Here is a 17990-nt window from a genome sequence, read left to right on the forward strand (position 1 = left end):
CTTCACCCAGGCTACAACTAAAAACAGAAGAGTATGCATTATAGATGTTATTGCATGCGCAGCGCGCCATCCAAACGGATTACTTCCCCATTTATCATCCCGTTTTCAATAATATGGGCAACTAATGAAGCAAACTCATCGGGTCTTCCAAAACGCTTGGGGAAAGTCATGGTCGTCACTAAATTATCTTGGACTGCTTGAGGCATATTCAGTAACATTGGAGTGGCAATTAATCCAGGTGCAATTGTATTTACACGAATAGCAAACTGAGCGAACTCACGTGCTGCAGGAAGAGTCATAGCAACTACCCCCCCTTTAGACGCACTATATGCTGCTTGCCCAATTTGTCCTTCAAATGCAGCGATTGAGGCAGTATTTATAATAACGCCCCGCTCTTGTGAATGACTTTCCATCTCTAAGCGGGTCATCGCATGGGCTGCAACTCGCATGACATTGAACGTACCAATAAGATTTATATCAATAACTTGTTTAAAGGCAGCCAAGGGCATAGCGCCCTCTTTTCCAACAATACGCTTTGCAGGAGCAATTCCAGCACAATTAATACAAACTCTTGGGGTTCCCAATTGTTCTATAGTTTGCTGCATCGCTTTTTCTACCGATTCATCACTAGTTACATCACAATTGATAAATAAATCGGCTTCATTTTGATTGTCGTCCTGTTTATCCCATGCTACAACTCGCATTCCGCGCTTCTGTAAGTATTGAACACATGCTTTTCCCATCCCTGAAGCACCGCCGGTAATTAATGCAATTTGATTCGTAAAATTCACTATACTCTCCATGATTGTAGCCTGGGTGCAGCGCAGCGAAACCCGGGTTTAACTGAACTTAAAAATTTCCCGGGTTCCGCTGCGCTGCACCCAGGCTACAGCTTGAGTCAAAATGCCCTGATTATCGAGTACCGAAGCGCAGCATACACGCAGTATGTGCGCATCGGAACGCAGAAAATCAGGCCAGTTTGGCCAAGATAGTAGAAATTGAAACAGACCCTAAAAAAACTCCTTGCTTAATTGTTTGAATTCAGGAGTTCCTGCCTTTCTTAACCATTCAAAAAATACCATTTCAGAGGTAATTAAATGAACCCCTTCTTGTTTCATTCGCTTCAGTCCGTATTTCATATTTTGTTCACCACGGCAGCTTACAGCATCAGCAACAACAAAAACATCAAATCCTGCTTTCCTCATTTCTAATGCAGTTTGTAAAACACAAACATGTGTCTCAATGCCAATAAGGATTAATTGTTTTTTGTGTAACTGCTTGAGTCGTTCAATATATTTTTGTTCACCCATGCAGGAAAAATATACTTTATCAACACACTCTTGCTGATCAAAATACTCTTGAAACTGTTTTAATGTTGAACCAAGACCTTGCGGATATTGCTCGCTCACCAGGATTGGGACGTTCATGCGTTTGGCCAATTTTAAAAGCCATTCACATCGCTCGATAAATACTTCACTATTTAATACAGCCGGTGTTAATTTTTCTTGTACATCAACCAATAATAAGAGTGAGTCCTCTTTATTAAGTAACATCCTTATTCTCCTTAGCAGATAATTGTGCGACTTGGAATTTAACTGCTTATAATTTGGAGCCTGGGTGACGTTAAAACTACAACCCAGGCTGTAGCGGATTAGTAGAGAAAATTTTCAGTAGCCCCTAAAGACCAGCTATATCGATTGTTCTCATTTTTACATCCATTTGTTTGTTACCACGCTGGATGGAAACAGTTACTTGTTCCCCTACTTTTATTTCAGTAAGCATATTATACAAAACATCATAGTTAGGAACTGCATGACCATTAAGCGCTACAATAATATCACCTAATGTGATACGTCCCCAAGCATCTTTGTGAGTAGCTCGCAAATGAGCTTTATGAGCCGGTGTATTAGGGAGAATATCGGCGATTAATATTCCTTTACGTATACCTAATTGGCGAGCAATCTTAGGTTGAACACTTTGAATGCCTATACCAGACAGTACAACCCGGCCATTTTTAATAATTTGTGTCACTACTCGATCAATATCATCAGCAGGAACAGCAAAACCAATCCCCGCAGACGAGCCTGAATGGGAAAAAATCATGGAATTCATACCAATTAATTGTCCAGCACTATTCAATAAAGGACCGCCTGAATTACCTGGATTAATTGGTGTATCTGTTTGGATCATATTGTGAATTGAAACCCCACCAATTCCTGGAACTTTTCTACCCAAAGCAGAAATAACACCTTTAGATAAACTATGATCAAGACCAAAAGGATTACCAATCGCAATCGCTTTTTGTCCAACCATGAGGTCATTAAGATGTACTACTTCAAATGGCTTAAACCCTTTTAGTAAAGCTAAAGCTTGTGGTGATTCGATTTTTAATACAGCGATGTCTTTACGAGGCTCTGCACCTACTACCTTAGCAGGTACAGTCAATTTGCCCAACGAAATAGCCAGCTTATCAGCTCCTTTGATGACGTGATAATTGGTAACAATATACCCACTATTATTCCAGACAATCCCAGATCCCGCTCCATCGGGTACTTGCATCGTACGTGCAGCAGCTCTATTTCTAACTGTTGCTAACCTATGAACATAAACTACCTTAGGTGATGCCTCGTGAAAAACTTTCACTGTATTTTGTTCATCAGGAAGAAGAGAATTTATATTAGCGCCATGTCCTGGAAAAGCCAGAATAGAACATAGCATAAAAGTACTAAACCATAAAAAACGATGTCTTGCCATTCAATAGATCTCCACCAATTAGCTCAAAACCTTGCATTCCCCCAAATGCAAGTGAATTGTAATATATATTGACAAAGATGTCACTAAATGACTCAGAAGAATAATTTTCAAGCAAATGTCAGTGAATTTGCTTTTGCCTGCTCTTTTTCTTCTTCCTCACTCTGAACTGAGTCCTGGGCTTTATCTTGGTGGGCTTTATCCTGCTTCCCTTGTTTATCCTCTTTATGTTCTACATTTTCTTGTTTCTCAGGTACTGGATCATTGATTTCGTGTTGTGTTTTATCTACCTCTGCACGTGTAATATGCTCGACACGTGTTTGAACTAGCGAAATCCCAGGTGTTACTGATACCCCAAAATATTGCATCAAAAATTGTATTGGTATCATAAACATGTCTTTAAAAGTCATCGTTGATGCCTCCATGCTTTTTACCGCTACAATTTCAGTATCATCAATATGACGGAGATATACTTTTTCTAGAAGGGCAGAATGCTGTTTGTAGACACTATCCAAACTAGCATTTCGTGCCTTTTCCTGATTCAGAAGAAGTCTTTGAAAATCAGTATGCGCATCCCAAAGAGATGCCCTTCTTTCTTGTAATTGCTTGAGTTCGTTATCATATAGTGCAATTTTTTGATCAATTACTTCTCTTAATTGATCACAATCGGCTTTACGGTCAACTGAAACTTTTCCACTGACGATTGAACCAGATTCTTTAACAATATCCTTCGCATAACGTTCAATCAACTCTGTTTTTTTGGCTAAAATCTTTTCGATTTCTGTATCGATGTACCTAATCGCATCTTTATTTGCCCCCAGAACTTGATAATGAGAATCAAAGCGCTTCTCATTTTGCATTTGTGCACGTATTTGCTCCAGCTCCTTGACTTCGTGAGACAATGCTCTAGTTTGTGCATCATCATTTAATTGTTTGTCTCGACTTAACAGGATTTGTCTGATAAATGCAGCCAAAACCACAACAGTTCCCAATGCTGCTGCACAGATAAGCGCTATACTGACTGGCTCCATAGTCAACTCCTTGAATTAAGACAAATGAATCAATTGAGTATGTATTTCAATAGCAAAAAACTGATTAAAATCTTGAAAAGAATCGATTGATGGCCATTGTTCAGGCTGACTCGACATCCGACTCATAGCCCCTGCAAAGATTGAGAAATAATTTTCTTTGATATAAGGTTTAATCTCGGTCAAATTAGAAAAATTCTTAACCAGAGCAGTAGCATTTTCTTCTAAATGAGATAATTCTACTTTTTCAATAACGTCCACCAAATCATCCTGCCCCTCTAAGCTTTCCTTGATCCAATTAAGTAAAGGCTGACGAGGTTTAATGAGCAATAATTGATGGCTTGCTTCTATTGAAGGCTCCATTAATAGAATATGATCGTGTAATTCAAATTTAAAACAACAAAGAAAATCAAGGAAATTGGTTTCTATTGCACTACGCGCTTTGTCTCCCAACCATCGACTAATTTCATGACGAAACATTCGTGAAAAATACTTTTCAATTTCATCTAGAGTTGCATCATCTGAATTTTGTTTTTGCACGACATAGGCAGTGTTATCAATTTGTAATAACCTCAGATCCGGTAATTTGGTCTCAGGCAATTGTGAGGTAAGAAATGATAAAAAAACAGCCGTAGGTTTTAATACTACTATTTCGTGTTGGCTATGGTGCATATCTCTCTCCTTGATTTACCTAAATCCCTCACCAACAGATTTACTGCGTTCACTTATAATGCTTCCGGCTTGCAAGCTTTTTAAGACTTTTACTTTAGTTTTTTTTCTGAAAAAATCTTAAAAAAACTCCCATCGTCAATGCATTAAGTGCATTCGCGACAATCTTTAGCAAAATGATTCAGCTTGATTTTACTCATCCTGAGTACAACAGGCCCCTATTTAAAACGATAGACTATATATCGTCACTTCGCGAATCGATTTTAATTTTTTCTTAACAATTGACCTAGACCATTACTTTTTTTACAGTACGCCAACAATAATGCATCAAAGAATTACGGCGTGGATAAACAAAATTTATACAAGCAATTTAGTCAACCATTACTCGAGTGGTTTGTCCTTCATGGACGTCACAATCTGCCATGGCAATTAGTTCGCACATCGTACAGAGTCTGGATCTCTGAAATTATGCTTCAGCAAACTCAGGTACAAACGGTTATTCCTTATTTTGAGCGTTTTATGCAACGATTTCCAAACCTTAGTGATTTGGCTCGAGCAGATGAAGATGAAGTACTTTCTTTATGGTCAGGGCTTGGTTATTACAGCCGCGCCAGAAATCTTCATCAAACAGCAAAAATAGTGATGCAACATCATGGCGGTGTTTTACCTGCTGACTATCAATTATTAAAAGAATTACCTGGGATTGGCCTATCTACTGCAGCGGCAATCGTATCACAAGCCTTCGATCAGCCTGTCGCAATTCTTGATGGTAATGTAAAACGCGTTTTAACTCGTTTTTTCGGGATCAAAGGATATCCGGAACAGGCTCAAGTAAAAAAAACACTGTGGGAATTAGCTAACTCATGCATGCCAAAGGAAAACTGTGCCGATTACACCCAAGCAATCATGGATTTAGGGGCAACGTGTTGTACCTCTAAAAATCCCAATTGCGTTAATTGTCCTGTGCAGAATAGTTGCTTGGCGTTCAAACGGCAAGAACAACACCTATATCCCACGAAAAAAATAAAAAAGCCCATACCAATTGAATTCCAACAATTTCTGGTTTTATACAATGCACAAGGCCACATCTACTTGGAAAAAAGACCCCCTACAGGGTTATGGGGGGGATTATGGTGTTTACCCACTTTGGATGAGGGTGATTGCCCTCTTGATTTTATTCGCCTGAACTACGATTTATCTGGCGAAACACCACAACAACTACTTACTTTTAAACATCGCTTTAGTCATTTTCATTTGGAAATCAATGCCCTCAGCATAAAAACCAAAACACTAGGTAATAAATTAGCTGAAAAACAGGGGCAATGGTTTGCAAAAGAACAAATAAACTCCTTAGGATTAGCACAACCAACCACCAAAATATTGTCTTCCCATTACAACATGTTTATTTAGAACTCATAAGAGATATAATGAGGGCACAAGTCTGTACTTGTTGAAAAACCTATATAATTATGTCTTGTAGTTTTGTAGCCTGGGTGCAGCGCAGCGTAACCCGGGATTCTGGACACGAATAAACGTCTCAATCCGCGGTTACGCTGCGCTGCACCCAGGCTACAAATAGCCGAACACTTTAACTCAATGAGCCCCCACTGGCCAATATTCGAACTGCTTCTTTTGCATCAGGTTGCCCTAGATTTGCTGCAGCATTAATCCAAAACCAAGCTTTCTTTCGGTCTTCGACTACTCCTTTGCCATAATAATACATATAACCCACAGCATATTGGGCATCAGGTTGGCCTTTTTGAGCAATTGGCTTTAAGCGAATAAAAGCCTTGCGGTAATCTTCGAGCCTGAAACTATCAATTCCCTCACGCAAACTCATTGCACGAGGAGTAGCGCAAGCAGTCAGAATAGAAATAAAAATTACAACGATTAATAAATTAAATAAGCGTCTCATAAAATTTTTATTCCCCTTTCAAAGGCTTAGCCACTGGTTCAAAGATTAATTCATTTTTAGGTAAACTTAAACTCTCTAATGTACCATTGCGTTCAACCAAAATCCCTGAGGCCATAATGCGCTTGATCACAGCACCACCGGGGACAGTATCACCTAATTTATAAGTTTTTTCCTCACCGGTAGCAGAACGAATGATTACTTGAGAATTATTTAGATTATGAGTAAATAAAATCCCTACTAAAGTGACATTCAACATGGATTTTTTAATACTGGATAAATTATTTGAAACATACACACCAAATAAAGAAGAATGTAAAATAGCATCGAAGGAATTCTTTTGGGGTATTAACGGCATTTCTTTTGTGGTCTCAGGTGCTGCTTGTATCTTTATGGGAGAAAATATCAAAGAAGCATATTCGGTAATAATCAATATGGAAAAAAGCGAAATAAAAGCAATAATAATCCATTGTGCGTATTTTGCTGAAAATAAAGCATGAAGATCAAATTTCATTATCAAAACGCCCCTGAAGTATCAACTTACCCGTATGGGCACTTCGCCGCACCCTGGCTACAACCTGCAAAGTAGAACTTGCCTATACATAGAACCCCCACTAGAATATCCTACATAAACCACTCTGAAAAGATCACTCTCCCATAAATATACAGCCCTTAAGGATAGTCCCATGAAGAAGAATCACTTTGAAACCCGAGCCATTCATGCAGGCCAAAAACCATGCCCAAGTACTGGCGCGGTCATGACACCTATTTATGCAACATCAACCTACAAACAAATTGCTCCAGGTGAACATCTGGGCTACGAATACTCACGCACACACAATCCTACTCGAGACGCTTATGAAGGGTGTATTGCCAGCTTGGAGTCGGGCCAACGTGGTTTTGCATTTGCATCTGGAATGGCTGCAATTAACACAATTGTTGATTTATTAGACGCAGGAGACCATGTTGTCGCCATGGATGATCTTTATGGAGGCACATTTCGTTTATTTGACAAAGTTAAAACCCGCACGTCTGGGTTATCCTTTTCCTTTGTAGATATGTCTAATACCCACAATATAGAAGCCGCAATTACTCCCAAAACGCGCATGCTGTGGGTAGAAACACCTTCAAATCCCATGTTAAAACTAGCCAATTTACGTGAAATAGCTGAGATTGCTAAACGGCATAATCTCATAGCAGTTGCAGACAACACTTTTGCAACGCCTTGGATACAACGCCCTATCGAGCTTGGATTTGACATAGTACTACACTCTGCAACTAAATATCTCAATGGTCATTCAGATGTAGTCAGTGGCGTTGCAGTAGTTGGGGATAATCCTAATCTAGCCGACAAAATTGCTTTTCTGCAAAACTCTTGTGGTGGTGTTGCAGGTCCTTTTGACAGTTTTCTGGTTTTAAGAAGCTTGAAAACCCTATCGTTGCGAATGGAACGACATTGCGAGAATGCGAACCATCTGGCAAATTGGCTGAGTAGTCAATCTAAAGTAAAAAAAGTAATCTATCCTGGTCTTGCAAGCCATCCTCAGCATGATTTGGCTAAAGAGCAAATGCATGGTTTTGGCGGTATGATTTCCATGGTCATTGATGGTGGCATTGATGCAGCCAAACGTTTTCTTGCTCGCTGTGAATTATTTACCTTGGCTGAAAGTTTAGGTGGTGTGGAAAGCTTAATTGAACATCCGGCAATTATGACCCACGCTTCTATACCCCCAGAAAAACGTAAAGCGCTAGGAATAGAAGATGGATTTATTCGACTCTCTGTAGGCATAGAGCATGTAGAAGATTTACAAGCTGATTTGCAATATGCACTTGCATATTAAGCTTCGACACAATTGTGTAGCCTGGGTGCAGCGCAGCGGAACCCGGGTTTAACTGATTTACAAACTCCCCGGGTTCCGCTGCGCTGCACCCAGGCTACAAAATGATACGGGAAAAATAGATGCAAACTTTACAACCTATAATTGAACAAGCTTTTGAACAACGCCAAACGCTATCCATTGATACAGCTTCTTCTGAGCTCATCACCGCAGTGAATGAGGTACTTTCTTGTCTCGATAGTGGACAATACCGTGTCGCAGAAAAAATAAATGAACAATGGGTAGTACATCAATGGATAAAAAAAGCAGTACTTTTATCCTTTAGACTTTATCCCAATCAAGTCATTGATTCAGGTTTTTGTCAGTTTTATGACAAGGTCCCCCTCAAATACAATAACTATACTGAAGAACAATTTAAACAAACTGGGGTAAGAGTAGTACCACATGCCATGGTCCGCAAAGGAGCATACATTGCAAAAAACTGCGTTTTAATGCCATCTTATGTTAATGTGGGCGCATATATTGATGAAGGAGTTATGGTTGATACTTGGGCAACAGTAGGTTCCTGTGCGCAAATTGGAAAAAACGTTCATCTTTCAGGTGGAGTAGGTATAGGTGGGGTTCTAGAGCCATTGCAAGCTAACCCTACAATAATCGAAGACAATTGCTTTATTGGTGCTCGTTCAGAAGTAGTTGAAGGAGTGATTGTTGAACGAAATTCAGTCTTATCCATGGGAGTGTATTTAGGGCAAAGCACCAAAATATATAACCGTCTGACTGGAGAAATTACTTACGGTCGTATTCCCGCTGGTTCTGTAGTAGTCGCAGGAAGTTTACCCAGTGAAGATAAAAGCTACAGTTTGTATTGTGCCGTCATCGTGAAACAGGTTGATGAAAAGACAAGAGCAAAAGTAAGTATTAATGAATTATTGAGAGCGGGATAGAATGACAGAATCAGTAGCACCTCATTGTTCCAATGACTTACAAGAACTTTTGCTAAAACTCGTTAGCTTTCCATCCATTACACCTGAAGATGCAGGCTGCCAGGAGTTTATGATCCAATTTTTGGAGCGAATAGGATTTACGTGTCAACGTATGAATAAGGGCCCCGTTTCCAATTTCTTCGCATCTTATGGGGAATCTGGTCCTTTCCTTGTCTTTGCGGGTCATACTGATGTAGTTCCTGTTGGTGATGCGGCAAAATGGTTATCCAATCCCTTTGTGTTGGAAAATAAAAACGGAATACTTTTTGGGCGTGGTGTTGCAGATATGAAAGGAAGTCTTGCATGTATGCTGCTTATGGCCCAACGATTTGTTAAGACTTATCCCAAGTTTGGAGGAAGATTAGGGTTTCTTATTACCAGTGGAGAGGAAGGCGATGACTATGATATGGGCACGCCTTATGTCATGCAGCTTTTAAAAAATGAAGGGATTCACATTGATTATTGCATTGTGGGTGAACCTTCAAGTACACATCGAGTAGGGGATGTGCTTAAAATTGGCAGGCGTGGTTCCTTGAGCGCGAAAATTACCTTACATGGGAAACAAGGTCATGTTGCTTATCCCCACCTGGCAGATAATCCAATACATAAAATTAGCCCCGTCTTAGCAAAACTGACTACAACACTCTGGGATCAAGGTAACCATCATTTTCCACCAACATCCATGCAAATTACCCATCTTCAGTCTGGGGGGCATGCTCCAAATATAATTCCTGGAGAACTGGTTTTACACTTAAATTTTAGATATTCAACAGAACAAACCCATAACGTGTTAAAAGAAAAAGTTACAACTACTTTTCAAGAGCACGACCTGAACCCCATCATTAACTGGCGTCTTAGTGGTGAGCCTTTCTTGACAGCTCAAGGCGCTCTCCTGGACAGCTGCAAAGAAGCAATTATCGAACTTACAGAAAGTTCACCGGAACTATCTACAAGTGGAGGAACATCTGATGGTCGCTTTATTGCGCCCTATGGTGTTGAAGTAGTAGAACTTGGACCGGTTAATGCCACCATTCATCAAGTCAATGAATGTGTCTCCTTAAATGAGTTACATCTATTAGAAACTTTATATTTTTCAATTTGTGAAAAATTGTTAATTAATTCAGCGCAGTAGGCTATACTTTTTTTAGAAGATAATTAAATTGCATTTCTCTTTTGTAGCTTTTGTAGCCTGGGGGCAGCGAAGCGAAACCCGGGTTTTATAAATGAATTCCTGGGTTTCGCTTCGCTGCATCCAGGCTACGATTTATAGACAGTATAAAAGGAGAAAATAACATGAAAGGTTGCAAATTAAGCCCTGTGGCTCTAGGTCTTTCACTAGGAGTTATTTGGGGTGTATCTATTTTGGTGATGGGTTTACTCGCTTATTTTTATACGTATGGACATGCGTTTGTAATTGCAGTAGGTTCTTTATATCTTGGATATGCTCCCTCGATTAAAGGAAGTATATTGGGAGGTATTATAGGTTTCATCGATGCCTTCATCACCGGTTTTATTATTGCCTGGTTGTACAATCTATTTAGTTGCTGCAAATGCGTATGCTGTGACAAGAAAAAAGATGAAGAAGTTAAATAAATTTAATTTTGTAGCATTGTAGCCTGGGTGCAGCGAAGCGGAACCCGGGGAATTTATAATAAAGACAACCCGGGTTACGCTATCGCTTCACCCAGGCTACATAGATGTAATTTATTATTTTTTAATTCACAACATGCCAAGTACCATCTGGCTGACGGCATGCACTACCACGAATTGTTTGTGGTCTTCCATCAATGATTGCTTTAGTGAAATACTCACGGCAAGGTAAATGTTCACGATAATAAGTACGAGTAGGTTGTACTGTATAACTATTTCCAGTGTCTGGATTTGACCAATGTACCGCTCTACCAGTGGGTGCAGTTTCTAAGGCACGTTGCATTTCCATTCTATCTACCTTATCCATATACTTACCAATTTGCCCACCCAGGTAAGCACCAGCAATAGCACCACCTGCTGTTGCAGCCAATTTAGCTGCTGGGCCACCACCAAATTGGCTTCCAATTAATCCACCAATAACCCCGCCCGAGAGAGTACCTACGTCTTGATGATTCATTGGTGCACAACCAACCAATAATAAAGACAATGATGCAACAGCTATTTTTTTCATAACATATCACCCAATTTAAAGGTTATAAAATCGGTTTCAATTCTAGCATCACGTTCAGTTATTATCCATAGCCAAGAAAAATCTAAATATCGTAGCCTAGGTACTTTGTAGCCCGGATTACGCTGCGGTAATCCGGGCTACAAAACTACATTCAACTTAATCGTGACGTACTCGCTCAGAAATCTGGCATAATAACTCATAACCTGAAGTCCCTGCAGCTTGTGCAATTCGCTCAACTAAAACATGCGTACCCCAAAGCTCAACAGGTGCTCCGGGTTTAACCTCTGGATGATTTGTTAAATCCACAGCAAGCATATCCATTGAAACGCGTCCTACAATAGGAACTTCTTTACCCTGAACCCAAATGGGTGTATTTGCTGCAATATGCCGTGGATAACCATCACCATAACCCGCAGCAACAATACCAATGATTGAAGGTTTTTCACTCTTCCAAATACCACTATAGCCAACTTGAGCTAAGGGTGGATTATAATGGACAGCACTGATTGCAGAAACAAAACGCATTACAGGAAGTAAACCCAGATCGTGCGCCGTTTGATTAGCAAAAGGAGATACACCATAAAGCATAATCCCCGGTCTGACCACATCAGCATGGGTCTGAGGAAAAGAAATAATAGCGGCAGAATTAGCGATACTTCGTTGACTAAATCCAGTCACAGAAATACTCTCAAATAAAGCCATTTGTTGAAAATTCTCTATACGCTCGGGCTCATCAGCACAAGCCAGGTGAGTCATTAAACCAATATTTTTATCCACCCAAGGACACGTGTTTAATGCATCCATCACGCCTTGCAACTCATGGGTTTTAAAACCCAAACGATGCATACCCGTATTCACTTTAACCCATAATTTAATAGGGTTATCGAGAGGAGTATTTAAAAGCCACTGAACCTGATGAGGTTGATGAATAACACAACCAAATTGATGCTGTGCTACCACCTTAAATTCATCAGGGCTAAAGATACCTTGGAAAAGAATACAATGAGTCCGAATTCCTATTTTGCGAAGGACTAGGGCCTCCTCAATACAAGCCACGCCAAAAGCATCTACGTGCCCCTCTAATATTGGTGCTACAACATGCACGCCACAGCCATAGGCATTTGCCTTGACCATAGCAATTATTTTTTTGCCAGGAGCAAAACGTCTTATTCGTGCTAAATTATGGTGTAAAGCATTGGGCTCTATCACCAGTCTGGTAGGTCTGGACACCTTAGTCTACCCCTTGATAACCATTAAAAGCTAAATCTTCAAAACGAGTGTATTTACCTATGAAGGCTACACGCACTTTACCAATAGGGCCGTTTCTTTGCTTGGCAACTATAATTTCTGCGGTACCTTTATCGGGACTGTCCTCATTATAAACCTCATCCCTATAAATAAAACAAATCAAATCGGCATCTTGCTCAATCGCACCCGATTCGCGTAAGTCAGACATAACCGGTCGTTTATCTGAACGTTGCTCCAAGCTACGGTTCAACTGGGATAAGGCAATGACGGGCACTTGTAATTCTTTTGCAAGCGACTTAAGGCTGCGAGAAATTTCAGAAATCTCTGCCGTTCTATTATCTGCAGAAAATCCTGGGACTTTCATTAATTGCAAATAATCCACCACAATTAGTCCCAAGTTACTACCTTGATCTTTTGCTAATCTTCTAGCGCGCGCACGCATTTCACCTGGACTTAAAGCAGGTGTATCATCTATAAATAAAGGAGCCTCTGAAAGCATATGCACTGCTGAAGTGACACGAGGCCAATCGTCATCATCTAGCTTACCGGTTCTAATCTTATGCTGATCAATACGTCCTAAAGAAGACATCATCCTCATTGCCAAAGAATCTGCCGGCATTTCCATAGAAAAGACAAGAACAGGTTTTCCAGATTTTATTGCGGCGTGCTCTGCCATGTTCATAACTAATGTTGTTTTACCCATGGAAGGACGACCCGCAACAATAACTAAATCGGAAGGCTGTAATCCAGAAGTCATTTCATCTAAATCAGACAAGCCTGTAGCAAGTCCAGTAATTGCATCGCCATTATGATAGAGTGCATCAATTTTTTCTACTGCACGAACCAAAATTGATTTTATATTTTCAGGTCCACCATCACCACCTGTTTGCTCGCCTATTGCAAAAACCTTGGTTTCGGCCATATCAAGCAGCTCTGGAACTTGCCTCCCTCCAGGGTTATATGCTGAATCCGCGATTTCAGTAGCTACATGAATAAGCTGTCTCTGTACCGATTTTTCACGAACGATATCAGCATAAGCAGACACGTTAGCAACACTAGGAGTATTATTAGCCAGTTCAAATAGATAAGCCTCACCACCAGCGTCATCCAATTCATTATGAGACTTTAATGCGTCAAGCAGAGTCACCACATCAAATGGCTGATCTTTTTTTACCAAACTAGAAATTGCTCGAAACAAAATTCGATGCTCAGTGCGGTAAAAATCTGTTTCACATAATTTATTGCTAACTTTGTCCCAAACTTCATTATCCAGCATTAATCCACCAATAATGGATTGTTCCGCTTCCACCGAATGAGGTGGGCGTTTCAAAGGATCAACTGTCTTTTTGGAATTTTGCAGATCATACATGGTAATGGCACAATGACAATTTGGAGCAGGATATTGTAATGTGCTTTTGAAAAGAAGTCACCCCGAACAAGCGCTGTTCGGGATGCATTATTAGGATATGTTTATTGTTTTTGCCAAACTTGAGTACGACCTAATAAAGAAATGCCCACATAGCCTCTTACTAAGAGTTTATTCCCTTGGACTGTGATTTTTGCACGATAGATTTTACCTGACTTAGGATCTAAAATAGAGCCGCCGCCCCATTCATTATCACCCTCGTTCTTTAATCCCCACATAAATTGCAATCCTTGGATTTTCTTGCCTTTAAAACCACCTGGACATTTCTCACAAATTCCGGTATCACCAGGTTGTGGAAATACCTTATCGATGACCGCACTTAACTCTCCCCCAGATTCACTAATGGTGACAAGAGCTCTTTTTTTACCCGTTTTATCATCAATTGTGACCCAGTTACCTACTGGTGCTTGAGATGCGGCTAATGCTGCAGGCAAATAAATAACAGCAACAAAAAAACCACAAGCGAGCTTCCATAAGTTCATAATTTTCTCCATGTTTACAATCATTTATAGCTTAAGCCATGATTGAAAACTATGCCAGTTTTAATGCAATAAAATTTAATAAATGAACTGTTGTCTGGGTAAAGTGTAACCTTGGTGAAGGCGAAGCCGTAACCCGGGATTGAGAAGTTCATTCGCGTCTGGTCCCCGGGTTACGGCTTCGCCTTCACCCAGGCTACAAATCTACAAGACTACAAAACCGACAGCGGCATAAAAAACTGCTCTATATCTTCCTCGCTTAAAGTCATCGCTTTGGCGGGATCAGCAGATAAAACTCCTTCAACTAATTGTCTCTTTTTCTCTTGCATCCCTAAAATAGCTTCCTCTACTGTACCTAAAGTAATTAGCTTATAGACAAAGACTGGGTTCTCCTGACCTATTCTATGACTTCGATCAGTTGCTTGATCCTCCACTGCAGGATTCCACCAAGGATCATAATGAATTACTGTGTCAGCGCGTGTTAAATTAAGGCCAGTACCACCTGCTTTCAAGCTAATAAGAAAAACTGGAGTTTTTCCTTCCTGAAATTTTTCGACCATTGCTTGTCGATGGACTGTTTGACCGGTTAACTTTAAATAATCATAATTTCTTGCACGCAATTCTTCTTCAATTAATTGCAACATGGAAGTAAATTGTGAGAAAACCAAAACCCTCCGTCCTTCGCCCACCAAGTTATCCAATAAATCCATTAACGCTTCGAGCTTTGCCGAGGTCCCATGTGCCATTGATGCTTCAGGCAAAGACAAAAGCCTGGGATCACAACAAACTTGACGCAGCTTCAGTAGTGCATCCAGAAGAAGAATATGACTTTTACCCAACCCCTGCTTTGCAATAGCATCACGAACTTTTTTCTCCATACTCATGCGAATCGCTTCATACAGATCACGTTGTGGACCAATAATTTCTATCGTGCGTGTCATTTCCGTTTTGGGTGGTAATTCACGGACCACCTGATTTTTTGTTCTTCTTAAAATAAAAGGCTGCACTCTTTTTATGAGTACATCTCGTCTGTTTAAATCGGCATATTTTTCAATAGGGGTTCTGAACCAGAGTCTGAATTGTTTTGCATCACCTAATAAGCCTGGCATCAAGAAATGAAATAAAGACCATAACTCACCTAAGTGATTTTCCAAAGGCGTACCTGTCAGACATAAACGATGGGTTGCATGTAATTGCTGAATAATTTGTGTTGTCTTAGTACGCGCATTTTTAATAAATTGCGCTTCATCCAAAATCAAATAATAAAAAGGATAGGTTATAAATTTGTCTTTATCACGATGAATTAATCCATAAGTAGAAACAACGAGATCATAGTCATCAAAATTATCCTGATGACGCTCAGAACCATGATAAACTAAAACCTTTAATTGAGGGGTAAAGCGTTTTGCTTCAGCTTGCCAATTCCCCACAAGACTGGTTGGGGCAACAATTAAACTCGCGGCTTTAATACGACCTTGTTCTTTTTCGCACTGTAAATGAGCTAAAGCCTGTACCGTTTTACCTAAGCCCATGTCATCAGCCAAAATACCACTAAAATGACTTACTCTTAAAAACTGCAGCCAATTCAAACCATGACGTTGATAATCCCTCAACTGAGCTTGTAAGCCTGTTGGCATTTGTATTTCAGGAATATGAGTTAATTGCGAAAGCTTCCTTATTTGTTCTCTTAACGTTTCAGCACCTTGCCAACGTGTTTTAGTTGCCGCAATAGCCAACTCCGCCTCACGCATTAAAATGACTTGATATTTATTCATTTGCAGATGTTGATTTTCATCCACATGACGCATACCGAACTGCAGCAATAATCGAACTAATGGTTTAATTCGTCCCATTTCCAACTGCAAAGCACGTCCATCATACAAAGGCAACTTGACTAATTGTGTATCGGGGAGATTATCTAAGTCATCACCTCTGTAACGTTGAATTAAATCTGCTACCAAAGGAACAATACTAACGGACTTACCTTCAACCAAAATCCCTAATTGATAAGAGAAAAAATCAGTTGTACTTTCAGAAAGATTCGAATACCACTCTACTTCATCGGCGCTAATCACTTCTTGATACAAAGAACTAACCCGCTCAACTCGCCAGCCACGACTGTCTAATTCAGGTATTAATTGATTATGAAGAAATTCTAAATCGGCTATGACATTAATATTTTCTAAAACAAAATCAGCATGTTTTACTTTTTCCCATTGCTCATTTTCCCATGCCCTTGGTACTCTTAACTCCAGAATTTCCTGTACCTCATCCCATTTTGATTTTTCAAAATCCTTATGGCGCACGTATTCCATTAAAACTTCTTCTTGCAGACAAACGACCGTTTCACATTCATCAGAACCTGCAATCATTAAACCCGCATAGTCAAAAAGAATACGTACAGTAAATAAAACATGAAGTTCTTCTTCGGCATCGTAAAGCCAAGAGGCCTCTTCATCAAATTCACTCACTGCATCTAGAATGATTATCGGTACTGGCATCACGTTTCGAACTTCTCGTTGTTTAAAAACTTGCGGCACAGGAAACTCAGGGCATGTTTTAGCCATTTTATGTGCCAATAACTCAGCCTGCCCCATTGGGATTGGAGGTGCCTCCAATAGATAGCCCAGTTGTTTTATTGGATATGAAGTAATTAAACGACCCATTTTGCTTTCTAAATGATTAAAATACCAACTGTCATCCAACAACAAAGGCTCAAGCGTCATCCCTTCATGCATTAACAATAAGTTTTGACTGCCATTATGAGATAACACCCATTCACAAGTACCTTGTATTGGCTCATCTAAGTGAATTGGTTCCTGCTGGTTTTGTATAAAAAATGCTCTTCCAGTTGCAATCATTCGCTCTAATAATTCGCTATTACGTATGATTAATGTATCAAACCAACCAGAAACACCACATTTAAACAACAGCAGTGCCACCAAATCATTATCATCACCAACAAAATGTTGCTTTTTAGAATCAGAAAGGCTATTAAACGTGATCATTTTTCCGTAACCACCGCGTTTTAATAACTTGGCTAAAGCTAACTTAATTGCGACCCGATGTTCATGTCCATCAAGCCTTAGTTCAATGAGATAGACTAAATGATGCGTTATTTCGGATGCCTTCACTACTGCAGCTTCCTGAGCACGCAAATTTTTCAACCAGCTATCGAGTCTTTTATCTAATTTATTGGCAGATAAAGAAGGTAAGCTTTCCTTTTCGCGATCACGTAAGGCAAACAAACACGCAGCAGCATGCTTGCAATTATATTGATAATTACAAGTACAATGCGCCAATTTTTTTGGCCAAGCCTTCAAATCCATGTGTACGTCGTAAATCTGACTTGAACTGCCTTTTACTCGACCTTTTAATAGACCGTCACTAAAACGAATATTGAGCACATGTCCATTTTCAAAATATTCTTGGCCACGCAATAATATTTTGGGCTCAAAGACCTCTGGCATTTTTGAGAGTGCTTCATTTAACATA

Annotated in this window: 17 protein-coding genes; 5 read left to right on the forward strand and 12 right to left on the reverse strand. The window is 39.9% G+C overall.

What is annotated here, in order from left to right; genetic code table 11:
- Positions 1-47: 47 nt before the first annotated feature.
- The 5 genes from Lstg_RS05155 to Lstg_RS05175 form a co-directional block, all read right to left on the reverse strand.
- A complete protein-coding gene (locus Lstg_RS05155; RefSeq protein WP_058476595.1) occupies positions 48-791 on the reverse strand; it encodes an SDR family NAD(P)-dependent oxidoreductase in 744 nt (247 codons plus the stop codon).
- 219 nt (positions 792-1010) lie between these two features.
- Entirely contained in the window at positions 1011-1553 is a 543-nt protein-coding gene (locus Lstg_RS05160; protein ID WP_058476596.1) for a hydrolase, read from the reverse strand.
- 124 nt (positions 1554-1677) lie between these two features.
- Positions 1678-2754, reverse strand: a complete 1077-nt coding sequence (locus Lstg_RS05165; protein ID WP_058476597.1) for a S1C family serine protease — start codon at positions 2752-2754, stop codon at positions 1678-1680.
- Between the two features lie 107 nt (positions 2755-2861).
- On the reverse strand, positions 2862-3782 hold the full coding sequence (locus Lstg_RS05170) for a hypothetical protein (RefSeq protein WP_058476598.1): 921 nt from the start codon (positions 3780-3782) through the stop codon (positions 2862-2864).
- A gap of 15 nt (positions 3783-3797) precedes the next feature.
- Positions 3798-4451: a hypothetical protein gene (locus tag Lstg_RS05175; protein ID WP_058476599.1), complete on the reverse strand. Its 654-nt coding sequence runs from the start codon at positions 4449-4451 to the stop codon at positions 3798-3800.
- 339 nt (positions 4452-4790) lie between these two features.
- Between Lstg_RS05175 and mutY the strand changes: the two genes are divergently transcribed.
- A complete protein-coding gene (gene mutY / locus Lstg_RS05180; protein ID WP_058476600.1) occupies positions 4791-5858 on the forward strand; it encodes an A/G-specific adenine glycosylase in 1068 nt (355 codons plus the stop codon).
- Positions 5859-6036: 178 nt separating this feature from the next.
- Here mutY and Lstg_RS05185 read toward each other — a convergent pair whose 3' ends face one another.
- Positions 6037-6363 (reverse strand): tetratricopeptide repeat protein, encoded by a 327-nt coding sequence (locus Lstg_RS05185; protein ID WP_058476601.1) that lies wholly within the window; start codon positions 6361-6363, stop codon positions 6037-6039.
- Between the two features lie 7 nt (positions 6364-6370).
- Positions 6371-6874: a type II secretion system protein N gene (locus Lstg_RS05190; protein ID WP_058476602.1), complete on the reverse strand. Its 504-nt coding sequence runs from the start codon at positions 6872-6874 to the stop codon at positions 6371-6373.
- Between the two features lie 172 nt (positions 6875-7046).
- Here Lstg_RS05190 and Lstg_RS05195 point away from each other — a divergent pair, with 172 nt between their 5' ends.
- The 4 genes from Lstg_RS05195 to Lstg_RS05210 all read left to right on the forward strand — a co-directional run bounded on the left by Lstg_RS05195 (position 7047) and on the right by Lstg_RS05210 (position 10774).
- On the forward strand, positions 7047-8201 hold the full coding sequence (locus tag Lstg_RS05195) for a trans-sulfuration enzyme family protein (protein ID WP_058476603.1): 1155 nt from the start codon (positions 7047-7049) through the stop codon (positions 8199-8201).
- Positions 8202-8320: 119 nt separating this feature from the next.
- Positions 8321-9142: a 2,3,4,5-tetrahydropyridine-2,6-dicarboxylate N-succinyltransferase gene (gene dapD / locus Lstg_RS05200; RefSeq protein ID WP_058476604.1), complete on the forward strand. Its 822-nt coding sequence runs from the start codon at positions 8321-8323 to the stop codon at positions 9140-9142.
- A gap of 1 nt (position 9143) precedes the next feature.
- Entirely contained in the window at positions 9144-10313 is a 1170-nt protein-coding gene (gene dapE / locus Lstg_RS05205) for a succinyl-diaminopimelate desuccinylase (protein ID WP_058476605.1), read from the forward strand.
- Between the two features lie 161 nt (positions 10314-10474).
- On the forward strand, positions 10475-10774 hold the full coding sequence (locus tag Lstg_RS05210) for a bacteriophage holin (RefSeq protein ID WP_058476606.1): 300 nt from the start codon (positions 10475-10477) through the stop codon (positions 10772-10774).
- Between the two features lie 121 nt (positions 10775-10895).
- Here the strand turns inward: Lstg_RS05210 and Lstg_RS05215 are convergent, their stop codons facing one another.
- From Lstg_RS05215 to Lstg_RS05235, 5 genes are all read right to left on the reverse strand, one after another.
- Positions 10896-11342, reverse strand: a complete 447-nt coding sequence (locus Lstg_RS05215; protein ID WP_058476607.1) for an RT0821/Lpp0805 family surface protein — start codon at positions 11340-11342, stop codon at positions 10896-10898.
- A gap of 156 nt (positions 11343-11498) precedes the next feature.
- Positions 11499-12572: an alanine racemase gene (alr, locus tag Lstg_RS05220; protein ID WP_058476608.1), complete on the reverse strand. Its 1074-nt coding sequence runs from the start codon at positions 12570-12572 to the stop codon at positions 11499-11501.
- Position 12573: 1 nt separating this feature from the next.
- Positions 12574-13959: a replicative DNA helicase gene (dnaB, locus tag Lstg_RS05225; RefSeq protein ID WP_058476609.1), complete on the reverse strand. Its 1386-nt coding sequence runs from the start codon at positions 13957-13959 to the stop codon at positions 12574-12576.
- Positions 13960-14060: 101 nt separating this feature from the next.
- Positions 14061-14498 carry a DUF2147 domain-containing protein gene (locus Lstg_RS05230; RefSeq protein WP_058476610.1) on the reverse strand — a complete coding sequence of 146 codons (438 nt, stop codon included), beginning with the start codon at positions 14496-14498 and terminating at the stop codon, positions 14061-14063.
- Positions 14499-14707: 209 nt separating this feature from the next.
- The gene (locus tag Lstg_RS05235) at positions 14708-17989 is read right to left on the reverse strand and encodes a DEAD/DEAH box helicase (RefSeq protein ID WP_058476611.1); all 3282 of its coding nucleotides are present in this window, start codon (positions 17987-17989) and stop codon (positions 14708-14710) included.
- Between the last annotated feature and the right edge of the window lies 1 nt (position 17990).

This window comes from Legionella steigerwaltii, from assembly GCF_001468065.1.
GTDB classification, from domain to species: Bacteria; Pseudomonadota; Gammaproteobacteria; order Legionellales; family Legionellaceae; genus Legionella; species Legionella steigerwaltii.